13 protein-coding genes are annotated in these 12,332 nt (G+C 71.8%); 7 read left to right on the forward strand and 6 right to left on the reverse strand.

Translation table 11 applies throughout. The features are described 5' to 3' along the window. Positions 1–15: 15 nt before the first annotated feature. Together OQ02_RS40900 and OQ02_RS13530 are read right to left on the reverse strand one after the other, a co-directional pair. Positions 16–1,056 carry a DUF222 domain-containing protein gene (locus OQ02_RS40900; RefSeq protein WP_156077033.1) on the reverse strand — a complete coding sequence of 347 codons (1,041 nt, stop codon included), beginning with the start codon at positions 1,054–1,056 and terminating at the stop codon, positions 16–18. A gap of 174 nt (positions 1,057–1,230) precedes the next feature. Beyond that, entirely contained in the window at positions 1,231–1,824 is a 594-nt protein-coding gene (locus OQ02_RS13530) for a TetR/AcrR family transcriptional regulator (protein WP_033438766.1), read from the reverse strand. Positions 1,825–1,936: 112 nt separating this feature from the next. Between OQ02_RS13530 and OQ02_RS13535 the strand changes: the two genes are divergently transcribed. Then, a complete protein-coding gene (locus tag OQ02_RS13535) occupies positions 1,937–2,314 on the forward strand; it encodes a DUF4267 domain-containing protein (RefSeq protein ID WP_033438767.1) in 378 nt (125 codons plus the stop codon). A 31-nt stretch (positions 2,315–2,345) separates the two neighbouring features. Here OQ02_RS13535 and OQ02_RS13540 read toward each other — a convergent pair whose 3' ends face one another. After that, entirely contained in the window at positions 2,346–3,515 is a 1,170-nt protein-coding gene (locus tag OQ02_RS13540) for a cytochrome P450 (protein WP_033438768.1), read from the reverse strand. A 79-nt stretch (positions 3,516–3,594) separates the two neighbouring features. Between OQ02_RS13540 and OQ02_RS13545 the strand changes: the two genes are divergently transcribed. The 4 genes from OQ02_RS13545 to OQ02_RS13560 all read left to right on the forward strand — a co-directional run bounded on the left by OQ02_RS13545 (position 3,595) and on the right by OQ02_RS13560 (position 9,275). Beyond that, the gene (locus OQ02_RS13545; protein WP_231500006.1) at positions 3,595–4,884 is read left to right on the forward strand and encodes a CoA transferase; all 1,290 of its coding nucleotides are present in this window, start codon (positions 3,595–3,597) and stop codon (positions 4,882–4,884) included. A 178-nt stretch (positions 4,885–5,062) separates the two neighbouring features. Then, the gene (locus OQ02_RS13550) at positions 5,063–6,550 is read left to right on the forward strand and encodes a serine/threonine-protein kinase (RefSeq protein WP_033438769.1); all 1,488 of its coding nucleotides are present in this window, start codon (positions 5,063–5,065) and stop codon (positions 6,548–6,550) included. A gap of 57 nt (positions 6,551–6,607) precedes the next feature. Beyond that, the gene (locus tag OQ02_RS40070; protein WP_051772267.1) at positions 6,608–8,812 is read left to right on the forward strand and encodes a M20/M25/M40 family metallo-hydrolase; all 2,205 of its coding nucleotides are present in this window, start codon (positions 6,608–6,610) and stop codon (positions 8,810–8,812) included. A gap of 28 nt (positions 8,813–8,840) precedes the next feature. Further along, positions 8,841–9,275 (forward strand): VOC family protein, encoded by a 435-nt coding sequence (locus OQ02_RS13560; protein ID WP_033438770.1) that lies wholly within the window; start codon positions 8,841–8,843, stop codon positions 9,273–9,275. A 12-nt stretch (positions 9,276–9,287) separates the two neighbouring features. On the opposite strand, the gene OQ02_RS13565 is transcribed toward OQ02_RS13560, so the two are convergent. Further along, a complete protein-coding gene (locus tag OQ02_RS13565) occupies positions 9,288–9,869 on the reverse strand; it encodes a dihydrofolate reductase family protein (protein ID WP_033438771.1) in 582 nt (193 codons plus the stop codon). A gap of 41 nt (positions 9,870–9,910) precedes the next feature. Then, entirely contained in the window at positions 9,911–10,216 is a 306-nt protein-coding gene (locus OQ02_RS47145) for an enolase C-terminal domain-like protein (RefSeq protein WP_081915604.1), read from the reverse strand. 2 nt (positions 10,217–10,218) lie between these two features. On the opposite strand from OQ02_RS47145, the gene OQ02_RS13570 reads away from it, so the two are divergent. Together OQ02_RS13570 and OQ02_RS13575 are read left to right on the forward strand one after the other, a co-directional pair. Further along, on the forward strand, positions 10,219–10,734 hold the full coding sequence (locus OQ02_RS13570; protein WP_051772268.1) for a substrate-binding domain-containing protein: 516 nt from the start codon (positions 10,219–10,221) through the stop codon (positions 10,732–10,734). 10 nt (positions 10,735–10,744) lie between these two features. Further along, a complete protein-coding gene (locus tag OQ02_RS13575; RefSeq protein WP_033438978.1) occupies positions 10,745–11,620 on the forward strand; it encodes an NAD-dependent protein deacetylase in 876 nt (291 codons plus the stop codon). A gap of 6 nt (positions 11,621–11,626) precedes the next feature. Here OQ02_RS13575 and OQ02_RS13580 read toward each other — a convergent pair whose 3' ends face one another. Next, positions 11,627–12,262, reverse strand: coding sequence for an SAM-dependent methyltransferase (locus tag OQ02_RS13580; RefSeq protein ID WP_033438772.1), 636 nt, complete (start codon positions 12,260–12,262; stop codon positions 11,627–11,629). Between the last annotated feature and the right edge of the window lie 70 nt (positions 12,263–12,332).

Here is a 12,332-nt window from a genome sequence, read left to right on the forward strand (position 1 = left end):
CCTCAGCTATCACTATTATGGTGCGACATAACAGCGGTGCAGGTCTTTCACCTCCACATTGGTTGACAGCGCCTCGTGGCGCACCCCCGGAAAAGCACACCCCCGATCCCGGGCGTGCAGCGCTCTGCGCTGCGCCACACTCGCCGTCCGCTTCGTCTGCCCGAGATCCACCACCTCGGAATCGCCATTCATCACCACCGGGATCACTTTCGCGTCGCACGCGATCCGCCGCGCCTGCGCCGCACTCAGATACCGGTCACCGTCCAACACCGCGTGCCCCACCCCACGCCGCAAGGTTTCGAAGTCCACCGTCACGCTGATGTGCGGGCGCTCCCCGGCCTCCGACGGCAGATCCCCCGACCGCGACGCCAGCGAGATCACGTCGGCGAAGGCCTCACCGAACCGGTGCGCCCGGTCCTTCGGACCCTCCGGACGTCGCGTCGCCAACGGCTCCAGCATCGCGGTGAACCGCGCCCCCGTCTCCGCCGACACCTCACCCCAGAACTCCACCCGCCCGCCCGGCAGATCCCGCACGTACAACACATCCGCCGGTTCGGCCGCAGGTTCGTCCAGCTCGTCCACCGAGTCCTGCTCGACACGGTCCCGGATGCGGTCGGCGAGCTGGCGGACCACCTTCGGCTCCACCGACCCGGCCGCCTCGACCAGGACCCCCTCAGACCAGTCCGGCAACTTCAACGTCGTGAACGCCCGCGCCAACTCCCGCAGATGCCCCTCCGACAACACGCCTTCCGTCAACGCGGCACCGGCAGCCCGGTACAGCGGCGGCAGCGACTGCCCGGTGGGGCTGGTGGACGGCAGGAACAACTCCACCTGCGCCACCCACTGCTTGAATTCCGCCGGATTCGCCCGCGTCAACCGCCGATGCGCATCCAGGTCAAAACCACACCGCAACACCTGCGCCAGCAATTCCAGACGCCGCCGGTGCGATGCCCGAATCGACGCTTCGACCTCCGCGATGGCGGCGAACACGTCGTCCTCGGTCAACAGCACCGGCGAAACATCCATACCTCGAACAATAGTCGAACAGGCATTCACACGCCGTCACCCGGCCAGGTGGGTAAATCATCCGGAAACTACACGGTCCGTCACCGGCTCGCGCTGGACGCATGAACTCGCCAACAAGGCGAGGGAATCGTGTCGGTTATCCACCATTTCCATCGGACAACCCGGTCGGGTAGGCGGAACCCGGCGGGATGCGGCTCTCCGTCCTCATGGAGTCGTCGGCCCGCTGTGGGTGTCGGAAATCCGGGAAATGAGGAAATCGAGCCGTTCTTCCTGGCCGGCCGGGGGTATGCGCCCGCTGTCGGACAGGACGGCCATGCCGTGCAGCGCGCTCCAGACGACTTCGGCGAACAGTTCGCGGCGGTCGTTGTCGGGGCGGAAGCAGCTGACGAACTCGTCGAAAGCCGTCCGCAGCGGCGGCGGCGTCTCGGTGCTCGCGAATTTCAGGTCGGTGGGCAGGACGAACATGGCCTGGTACAGGGCGGGTCGTCCGGTCGCGAACTCCAGGTAGGCGTTGCACACGGCGCGCAGGGCTTCTCCCCGCCCGGGTGCGGCCTCCCGCGCGCGGCGCAGGTGGGCGCCTAGTTCGCTGAAACCGTCGAGGGCGACGGCGCTCACGATGGCGTCCTTGCCATTGAAGTGGCTGTACAGCACCGGTTGGCTGTACTCGACGCGGTCGGCCAGCCGGCGCGTCGTCACCGCGTCCCAGCCCTCGGCTTCCGCGAGTTCGCGCGCGGCCGTGACGATCAGTTGGTGGCGGTGGGCGCGTTCGCGTTCACGGCGCTCGTGGATGGCGGACATGACCTCATCCTAGCAACGCTAGACATCCTGTCGTCGAGTGATCTATCGTCGCTACTGTCGCTAGCGCCGACAGTATACGTAGCCGGCGCTGCCATCGAGAGAGGTGCAAGCCATGCTCACCACCGTTGCCGCCGTGGTCGCCGGACTGATCGGCGCAGGCATCATCGTCATCGGAGCCCGTGCCTTCTGGGCGCCGCAGGCCGCAGCCGGTTTCGGCATCCCGGGCACGCAGACCGGAGACCCGACCTTCCAGGCGTGGCTGTCCGTCAAGGCCGTGCGCGACATCGCGTCAGGCCTCTTCATCTTCATCCTGCTGATCGGGGCGACACCCCAGTTGCTGGGCTGGTTCATGCTGGCCGCCACCGGCATTCCGGCCGGCGACGCGCTGATCGTCCGGCGCAACAACGGGCCCAAGGCCGCCGCTTACGGCGTCCACGGGGCCACCGCCGCGGTGATGCTCGTGGTGAGCGTCCTTCTGCTGGTCGCGTGACCGCGAGTCGCGCGGCTTCGGTCGGAGGGCTCTACCAGATGACCGGCAGGGAGCGGAGGCCGTAGATGGGGGCGTCGAACTTGAACGCGACGTCCTCGAACGGCACCGCCACGCGCAGGGTGGGCAGGTCCGTCACCAGCAGCCGCAGCGCGATGCGCATCTCCCACCGCGCCAGCAGGTGTCCGACGCACTGGTGAACCCCCGTGCCGAACGCGAGGTGCGACCGGGCGTTCCGGCGCAGGTCGAGGCGGTCGGGCTCGGGGAACGCGGCCGGGTCGCGGTTCGCGGCGAAGAGAGACGCGATCACGCCCTCGCCCTCGCCGAGGACCGTCCCGCCGACCGTCGCCTCACCGGCCACCGCCCGCACCACGCCCTGGTGCACGGGGCTGAGGTAGCGGAGCAGCTCCTCCACCGCGTTGTCCACCAGACCGGGCCTGGCGACCAGGGCCTCCCACTGCGCCCGGTCGCGCTGGAGCACCAGCACGGACAGCGCGATGGAGTTCGCCGTCGTCTCGTGCCCGCCGACCAGCAGCAGCACGGTCATCCCGAGGGCCTCCTCGTCGGTCAACCCCGGCTCCCGGACCAGGCGGCTGATCAGGTCGTCCCGAGGTGACGCGCGGCGGGCGCGGATCAGGTCTTCGAGGTACGCGTGCAGCTCGTCCAACGCCGTCTGCACCTGCTCCGCCGACAGCGTCCGGTCGAGGTGGGCGCGGCTGCGGGTGGAGAAGAACTCCTGGTCCGACACCGGCACGCCGAGCAGCAGGCAGATCACGTCCGACGGCACGGGCAGCGCGAACCCGGTCACCAGGTCCGCCGGACGCGGCCCGGAGCGCAACGCCGACAGCCGTTCCCGCGTGATCCGCTCCACCTCGGGCCGCAACGCGTTCATCCGCCGCACGGTGAACTCGCCGGTGAGCAACCGCCGGTACCGGGTGTGCTCGGGCGGGTCGATGACCAGGAAGCTCCCCGGCGAGGCCTTCCGGTCGACCACCGGTCGCAACTGCGGGAAACCCGGCCGGCTCGGATCGGACGAGAACCGCCCGTGGTCCCGCAGCACCGCCCGCACGTCGTCGTACCGCGTCACCAGGTGCGCCTGTTGCCCGTGCCGCAACGACACCGGGCACACGGGCGACTCCTCGCGCAACGCCGCGAACTCCGCCGGCGGGTCGAAGCCGGGACGACGCGCCATCGGGTAGTCCATGCGGAGAACATAGCGCTGTGATCGACTCGGCGGTCGGGCTCACGTGACCGCCGAGCCCGGAAGCAGCACACTGCTCGACGTGGACTTGGTGACAGCGCAGGCCTGGGCCGCACTCGGCGGCCGACCCGACGTGACCGTGGCTCACCGGACGGCGGGCAACGTCCTGGACGCCCGGCTGCCCGTGCGGGACATGGCACGGGCCACCGTCGGCGTGTGCGCGCTCGCGGCGGCGGAACTGGCCGCACGGCGCAACAAGACGGCGATACCACCGGTGACCGTGGACGAAGCCGCCGTCGCCACCGCCTTCGTCAGCGAACGCCACCTGCGGATCGAAGGGCGGACCGGCGCCACCTTCGCACCCCTGTCCGGGTTCTGGCGCACCGCCGACGGCTGGGTCCGCACCCACGCCAACTACCCGCACCACCGGACCCGCCTCCTCGACGCCCTGGGCGTCACCGCCGACGCGTTCGAAGGCGAACTGGCCACCAGACGTGCCCTGGAAGTCCAGGAAACCGTCTACGAAGCGGGTGGACTGGCCGTCGCGGTCCGGCCGGAACCCGACCCGACCAGGCGCACCCTGGTCGAAGCGACGCGCACCGACACCGCGAGCCGCACCCTGCCACCGGCCTCCCGCCCCGCCGGAGGCGTCCGCGTCCTCGACCTCACCAGGGTCATCGCCGGGCCGGTCGCCACCCGCACGCTCGCGTTCCTCGGCGCCGACGTCCTGCGCGTCGACCCGCCGCACCTCCCCGAAGACCCCGACATCCACGCGGACACCGGCCTCGGCAAGCGCTCCACCCTCCTGGACCTCACCGACCGCCACGACCGGCAGGCGTTCGACGACCTCCTCGACCGGGCCGACGTCGTCGTCACCGGCTACCGGCCCGGCGCACTCGACCGCCACGGCCTCGCACCGGCAGCCCTGCACGCGCGGCGACCCGACCTGGTCATCGCCCAGCTCTCCGCTTGGGGTCACACCGGGGACTGGGCCGACCGGCGGGGGTTCGACAGCCTCGTCCAGGCCGCCACCGGCATCGCCGCCGTCGAAGGTGCGGACGGCGTCCCCGGAGTCCTGCCCGCCCAGGCCCTCGACCACGGCACCGGCTACCTGCTCGCCGCGGCCGTCCTGCGCGCCCTCACCGAAGGGCGGGGCCACCACGTCAGGCTGTCGCTCGCAGGCACCGCGTCCTGGCTCCTGCACGACATCGACCCGTCACCCGCCGAGGGCGACTACGACCCCGCACCGTGGCTGGTCGAGACGCCCTCGCCGCACGGAACGCTCCGCCACGCACGCCCGCCGTTCAGCGACCGGGAAACGTGGACCGACCCGCCATCCCGGTGGGGCGCCGACGAACCCCGCTGGCGCTGACAGCACCCCTGAAGTCCTTTGAGGACGGTCGTGTGCCGTGCCGGTCACACGTCCGGACCGACCCCGCGTGGTGAGCGGACAAAGCGTCCCTGAAGTGTTACCACTGAAACGCACGTTCGAAGGGTCACTCGATCGGGTACCCCCGTCGCTGAACGTGCGCGCGACGTTGGGAGCACGGGTGGAGGACCGCACTATCGCAGGCCGGTACCGGCTGACCGAGAAGATCGGCGCTGGGGGGATGGGGGTGGTGTGGCGGGCCGAAGACCTGAGGCTCCGTCGCATCGTGGCGGTCAAGGAACTGCTGTTCCGCGGCGGCTTCGACCAGGAGTCGGTCGACCGCGCGGTCCGGGAGGGGCGCATCGCGGCGAAGTTGCAGCACGCCAACGTGATCGCCCTGTACGACGTGGTCGAGCAGGACGGCCACCCGTGGCTGGTGATGGAGTACCTGCCGTCCCGCAGCCTGTCCACGCTGATCAGCGAGCGCGGCACCCTCCCGCCCGACGAGGTGGCCCGGCTGGGGGTGCAGCTGGCGTCCGGGCTGGCCGCCGCGCACCGGGCGGGGGTCGTGCACCGGGACGTCAAGCCCGGCAACGTGCTGGTCACCGAGTTCGGCACGGTCAAGGTCACCGACTTCGGCACCTCTCGCGCCGCGGACGAGGCGACCGTCACCGCGTCCGGCATGCTCGTCGGCACACCCGCCTACCTGGCGCCGGAGGTGGCGCGCGGCGGGACGGGCGGTTTCCCGGCGGACGTGTTCGCGCTGGGCTCCACGCTCTACGCGGCGGTGGAGGGCACGCCGCCGTTCGGCGCGGACGGCAACACCATCGCGCTGCTGCACCGGGTCGCCGACGGCCGGTTCCCGCCGCCGCGCAACGGCGGGCCGTTGACGCCGGTGTTGCTGCGCCTGCTCGACCCGGAACAGGAAACCCGGCCGACCATGCCCGAGGCGGCGGACATGCTGCGGGACGTGCGGTTCGACGAGGTCCCGGCCGTGACGCCGCGCCCGACCGCGGTGATGGCCGCGCCCCTCGGCGCCACGGCCGTCGACGCGCTGCCCGTCGAGCAGCCGCCCGCCGGCCCGCTGCCCGTCGATCCTCGGCCTGCTCCTCCGGAACAGCCCCGACGTGACCGGAAGGCGCTCGTGGCACTGGCGGTCGTGGCCGTGATCGCCGCCGCGGTGATCGGCTACCTGGTCAGCCGGGGCGAAGGCGGTTCACCGTCGGCGGGGGAGGGCGACACCACCACCGCCGAACCCGCGCAGACGACGACCGCCGCCGCGACCCAACCCGGCGACACGACCTCGGAAGAGCCGCCGACCGCCACGGAGGCGGAACCCGAGACCACGACCACGACCGAGCCGCCCGCCGAGGTCGGCCCGGACCAGGCGCTGTCCGACTACTACGGCCTCCTCCCGAACAACCTCGAAGTCGCGTACGGCCGGCTCACCGACCGCTTCAAAGCCGAGCGGGCGTCGAGCTTCGACGAGTACCGGGGGTGGTGGGAGCAGATGAGCGCGGTGACCGTGAGCAACGTGCAGGCGGTCGGCCCCGACCAGGTGTCGGCGTCGGTGTCGTACTCGTTCAAGTCGGGCCGCAACGAGGTGGAGCAGCACGTCTACACGCTGGTCAAGGTCGACGGGAAGTGGGCGATCGACAGCCAGCGATAGCCGTGCGCCCGCCTTCCGGCGCTGTCGAACGCGTTTTCGCCCGGTTAGGGTCTCGGGATGATCGTCCGGCGGATGTGGGTGTCGGCCCTGCTCGTGCTGATCGCCGGTGTGGGTGCGCTGGCGGTCCTGGCGTTCCGACCGCCCGCGCCCGTGGCGGACGCGGTGGCGGGTGGGTTCGCCGCCGGACGCGCCGAGCAGCACCTGGCCGCGATCGCCCAACGACCCCACCCGATCGGGTCGGCCGACAACGCGCGGGTCCGTGACTACATCGCCGACACGGCCCGAGGTTTCGGCGCCGAGGTGACGGTGGAGTCCGACGACGTCGTGCAGCCGTGGCGCGATGTGGTCCGCGTGGCCACCGCGCACAACGTCGTCGCACGCGTGCCCGGCACGGACCCGTCCGTGAGCGGCGGCAAGGCGTTGATGCTGGTCGCGCACTACGACTCCGTGCCAACCGGTCCGGGCGCGGCGGACGACGGGGCGGCGGTCGCGGCGATGCTGGAGACGCTGCGCGGGCTGCGTGCCGGCGACGTGCGCAACGACGTCGTGTTCCTGTTCACCGACGGGGAGGAGCTGGGGACGCTCGGCGCGGAGGCCTACGTGCGGCGGCACGGCGTCGACGGGCTCGGCGCCGTGCTGAACTGGGAGGCGCGGGGCAGCGGCGGGCCGGTGTGGATGTTCCAGACCGGTGCCGACAACGGGCCGCTGGTGTCCGCGTTCGGCGCTTCGAGCAGTCGGCCCATCGCGAACTCGATGGCCTCCGAGGTCTACCGGCGGATGCCGAACTACAGCGACTTCACCGTGTTCCTCGAGGCCGGCGCTCGCGGGCTGAACAGCGCGTTCATCGACGACGTGCGCGACTACCACTCGCCTTACGACGACCTGGAGCGGCTCGACCGGGGCAGCCTCCAGCACCACGGCGAGACGATGGTCGGGCTGGTGCGGGCGTTGGGGGACCGAGACCTGCGAGCAGGTGACGGTGACGCCGTCTACTTCGACCTGTTCTCCCGGGTGCTGGTGCACTACCCGACGTGGCCGGCGGTGGTGCTCGCCGCGGTGACGGTGGTGGGGCTCGCCGTCGGGGTCCGCATCGGACGGTTGCGGTTGCGGGCCGTGTTCGCGGTCGCCGGGGTGGCGGTCGGGGCGGTGGTCGTGGCCGGTGCGCTGTCGTTCGGGCTGTGGGCGCTGGTGACGGCGGTGCGGCCGGAGTTGGCCTTCCTGGCGTTGTCGGAGCCGTACGAGCGGGGCTGGTTCGTCGCCGGGTTCCTGGCGGTGGGGCTGGCGGTGCTGTTCGCGGCGGTCCGGGTGGTGCGGCGGTGGTCCGCGGCCGAGGTGATCGCCGGGGTGTTGGCGCTGACGGCCGTGCTGCTGGTGGCCACGACGGTGGCGGCACCCGGTGGCGGGTTCCTGTTCCAGTGGACGTTGCTGCTCGGGTTGCCCGCGCTGTGGGCGCCCCGGCTGGCGTTCGCCCCGCCGCTCGCCGCCGCCGCGATCTTCCCGCCGCTGGTGGGCACGATGATGGTGGCGTTGGGGATGCCGTTGAGCGCGGTGGGAGTGGTGTTCGCGCTGCTCGCCGGGGTGCTGCTGATGCCGTTGCTGTCCTTGCTGCCGCGTCCCGGGACCGTTGCGGCCGGGGTGGCCGTGGTCGCGGTGACGTTGATCGCGGTGGGCACCGCGCGGTTCGGGTTCGACCCCGCCGAGCCGCGCCCCAACTCGCTGATCTACCTGCTGGACACCGGAACGGGCCGGGCCGACTGGCTCTCCGCCGACCCCGCACCTGATCCGTGGACCTCGCGCGTGCTGGGGGAGAACCCGGAACGGGTGACGTTGACCGGCCTCTACCCGATGCTGGACGACCCGCTGATGCGTGCCACCGCGCCCACTCTCGCCCTGCCCGCCCCCGCCGCGACCGTGGTCGGCGTGCACGACGGCGACGTCCGCACGGTCCGGTTCAGCGTCACGCCCACCGCTTCCGCGTGGCGCACGCAGGTCACGCTGTCGGACCCGGGACGGCGGGCCTGCCGGTTCGGTGATGCGGAACTCCCCGGCGCCACGCTGGAGCTGTACGGCCCGACGAGCCGTGAGATCACCTGCGACCTGGACCCCGGCACACCGCTGGAGGTGGCCGTGGCCGACCACTGGATCGGCCTGCCCGCCGAGGCGTCGTCCCTGGTCGGGCCACGTCCGGCGGACACCATGCCGGTCCAGTCCGGCAACCGCCCGTACGACGCCGCCTTGGTGCGTGCCGCGTTCCGGTTCTAGCTGTTCCGGTTCTGGCTAAGGTGGGCCGATGGCGTCGGTCAAGCAGGTCCAGATCACCTTCGACTGCGCGGAACCCGAGCGCGTCGCCCGCTTCTGGTGCGAGGTGCTGGGGTACGTCGTGCCGCCCCCACCGGAGGGGTTCGCCACCTGGGACGACTTCGACCGCTCGCTGCCGCCCGAGCGTCAGGGTGCCGCGTTCGTCGCCATGGACCCCACGGGTGTGGGCCCGCGGCTGTACTTCCAGCGCGTTCCGGAGGGCAAGGTCGTCAAGAACCGGGTGCACCTCGACGTGCGGGCCGGCACCGGGCTCGTGGGTGGGGAACGCCTCGCCGCGCTGGAGGCCGAGTGCGCACGACTGGTCGCGCTCGGCGCGGTGCGCGTGCGGCTGCTGCTCGCCGACGGCAACGAGGAGTCGTGCATCTGCATGCAGGACGTCGAGGGCAACGAGTTCTGCCTCGACTGACGCGGCGGCGCGTCACCCCCGGCTCAGGAGCCGACCGCCGACGCGGTAGCGCAGCAGCACGACGCCCGTGCCGAACGTCCGGGTCTCGATCAGGTCCAGGTCCGTCCGGCGGTCCTCCGGCCCGAACGCCGGCCGCCCGCGGCCGATCAGCACCGGGTGCACGTACACCCGGTACTCGTCGATCAGACCGTGGCGGCGGAAGGTCGAGGCCAGGTCCGGCCCTCCCACCACCAGGTTCCCGCCCGGCGATGCCTTCAGCGCCAGCACCTCGTCCACCACCACCTCGCGCGCGATGGTCGTGTTCCAGTCCGTCGATTCCCACGTCCGCGAGTACACGACCTTCGGCATGTCCCGCCAGATCCCCGCGAACTCCACCACCGGCCCCGTGCTCGCCGGATCGCGATCCGCGGTCGGCCAGAACCCCGCCATGAGCGAATGGGTGCGCCGCCCGGTCAGGAACCCGCCCGCCCCCGCCAACCACGAGTTGAAGTGCTGGTGCAACTCGTCGTCGACGACGTGCCAGTCGATCTCGCCGTCCGGGCCCTCGAAGAAGCCGTCGAGCGACACCGACAACGAAAAGATGATCTTCCGCATGGGTGCTCACCAGTCGTGGAGAGTGCCGTCCGCCAGCCGGTTCACCGGCAGGTACGCGGCACGGTAGGGGAACCGGCCGGCCGCGTCCAGGTCCAGCTCCACCCCCAACCCGGGCGTGTCGGACGGGTGCAGCAGCCCGTCCGCGAACGTGTGCGAGGTCCGGAACACTTCCAAGGTCGCCGCCGTGTGCGGCAGTACTCCTGGATGCCGAAGTTGTGCACCGCCAGGTCCGGGTGCAGCGCGGCGGCCATGCCCACCGGCGAGAGGTCCGTCGGCCCGTGGGCTCCCCGACTTGACCCGTACACCGCGGCGAAGTCGAGCACCTTCTTCAACGCCGTCCCGCCCACTGGTGTGCGTCACCGCCGAACGCAGGTTGGACAGCGGCATCCGGGTGCACGCGCGCTTCCGGCGACGCGTGTTCGAGGAGTCGTTGGCGGCGTACGACCTCACACCCAGTCACACGATCGTGTCCGACTTCACCGCCGCCGGCGCGGTCGACGCCGTCGGGAAGCCGCCGGCCGACCGCCGACGCCCCACCGGCGCATCGCCCACGTGTCCGGCAGTGCTGTTCGCCAACGACTCGACGGCCGTGGCGGGGATGAGCGCGGCCCGGCGGCTCGGCGTCGACGTGCCCGGCGACCTGTCCGTGATCGGGCACGACGACCTGCCCCTCGGCGAACTCGTATCCCCGCAGCTCACGGCCGTGCACCAGGACCTCGTCGGCCTCGGTCGGGCGGCGGCCCGCGCCCTGCTCGCGTCCCTCGGGGAGGTCGAGGACGCCGCGATCGACATCCGCCCGCCCGAGCTGGTCGTCCGCGAGTCCACCGGTCCGCTGAACGGCCGGGCACCGGTCCACCCCACGTAAGGTGGAGCGCATGCGCACACGGCCGACGTTGAGCTGGACGGCGACCGGCGCCCCGCTGCCGCGCACGACCAGCCTGGACGACGTCGTGCGGGTGGTCGCGGACGGGCGGGTGCTGGTGCTCAGCGGCGCCGGGCTGTCCACCGAGTCCGGCATCCCGGACTACCGGGGCGCGGCGGGCAGCCTGCGCAAGCACACGCCGATGACGTACGACGAGTTCACCGGCAGCGTCGAGGGCAGGCGCCGGTACTGGGCGCGCAGCCACCTCGGCTGGCGGACGATCGCCCGCGCCGCACCGAACACCGGCCACCACGCGGTCGCCGAACTGCACGCCCGCGGCCACGTGTCCGGCGTGATCACGCAGAACGTCGACGGCCTGCACCAGGCTGCGGGCACACCCGACGTGGTCGAGCTCCACGGCAGCCTGGACCGCGTGGTCTGCCTGGGCTGCCGAGCCGTGAGCCCCCGTGAAGACCTGGACCGCCGCCTCCGCGCCGCCAACCCCGCGTTCGAGGCCACCGCCACCCGGATCAACCCGGACGGCGACGTCGACCTGCCCGAGCACGAGGTCCGCTCGTTCCGGCTGGTGGCCTGCGCCGACTGCGGCACGGGCGTCCTCAAACCGGACGTGGTCTTCTTCGGCGAGAACGTCCCGCGTCAACGCGTGGACCAGTGCTACCGCTTGGTCGACTCCGCCGACGCCCTGCTGGTGCTCGGCTCCTCGCTCACCGTCATGTCCGGCCTGCGCTTCGTCCGCCACGCCGCCACCGCCGGCAAACCCGTCCTCATCGTCAACCAGGGCGAGACCAGGGGCGACGCCCACGCCACCGTCCGCGTGGACCTACCCCTGGGTCACGCCCTGACGACCCTCCTGGCCCACTTGTCCTAGCTGCACCTAGCGCAACCTGAGGCGCAGGACGTGGTCCGAGCGGGTGCCCTGCTCGCCGTTGGGGCCGACCATGTCGCGCTCGACGGTGTCGTCCACCTCGACGGTCCACCGCGGGCCGAGGTCGAGCGACTCCAGCAGTTCGGCGTTGGTGTCGAAGTGGTGGTCGGCGTGCGGGTGGTCGTGCTGCCACGTGGCCCAGCCGCCGTGCCCGACGATCAGCAGCACACCGCCCGGCGCCACCGCCTCGGCCGCCCGCGACAGGATGCCGTGCCGCTCACCGTCCGCCGCCACCGCCGAGTGCAGGAACATCGCCGAGACCAGGTCGAACGTGCCGGTCGGGAACGACCGCGCCAGGTCGTGCTGCTTCCAGTCGATGCGGGCGGCCAGGCCCGCGTCGGTGGCCCGCGCCGCGCCCCGTGCCAGCGCGGTGCTCGACACGTCGACCGCCGTCACCGTCCAGCCCTGCGCGGCCAGCCACAGCGCGTCGCCGCCCTCGCCGCAACCCAAGTCGAGCGCGGTGCCGGGGGTGAGGTGCCCGACCTCTCTCGCGAGCAGTTCGTTGACCGAGCCGGTCCAGATCTGGCCCTTCTCGCGGTAGAACGACTCCCAGTGGTCCTCGGTCATGTTCACGTCCGTGTTCATGTCACCGATCCTCCGGACGCGCGTCGGGACTGGCAAACTTTGTTGCCGATCCGGCAACTCGCCCGCGAAC

It is taken from the genome of Saccharothrix sp. NRRL B-16314 (assembly GCF_000716595.1).
Taxonomy (GTDB): domain Bacteria; phylum Actinomycetota; class Actinomycetes; order Mycobacteriales; family Pseudonocardiaceae; genus Actinosynnema.

Excerpts from the sequence above, each read along its gene's own strand:
- OQ02_RS13560 (WP_033438770.1), top strand. The coding sequence starts at position 8,841 with ATGGCGTCGGTCAAGCAGGTCCAGATCACCTTCGACTGCGCGGAACCC.
- OQ02_RS13575 (WP_033438978.1), top strand. The coding sequence starts at position 10,745 with ATGCGCACACGGCCGACGTTGAGCTGGACGGCGACCGGCGCCCCGCTG.
- OQ02_RS13540 (WP_033438768.1), bottom strand. The coding sequence starts at position 3,515 with ATGGACTACCCGATGGCGCGTCGTCCCGGCTTCGACCCGCCGGCGGAG.
- OQ02_RS13580 (WP_033438772.1), bottom strand. The coding sequence starts at position 12,262 with ATGAACACGGACGTGAACATGACCGAGGACCACTGGGAGTCGTTCTAC.
- OQ02_RS13535 (WP_033438767.1), top strand. The coding sequence starts at position 1,937 with ATGCTCACCACCGTTGCCGCCGTGGTCGCCGGACTGATCGGCGCAGGC.
- OQ02_RS13565 (WP_033438771.1), bottom strand. The coding sequence starts at position 9,869 with ATGCGGAAGATCATCTTTTCGTTGTCGGTGTCGCTCGACGGCTTCTTC.
- OQ02_RS13530 (WP_033438766.1), bottom strand. The coding sequence starts at position 1,824 with ATGTCCGCCATCCACGAGCGCCGTGAACGCGAACGCGCCCACCGCCAC.
- OQ02_RS40070 (WP_051772267.1), top strand. The coding sequence starts at position 6,608 with ATGATCGTCCGGCGGATGTGGGTGTCGGCCCTGCTCGTGCTGATCGCC.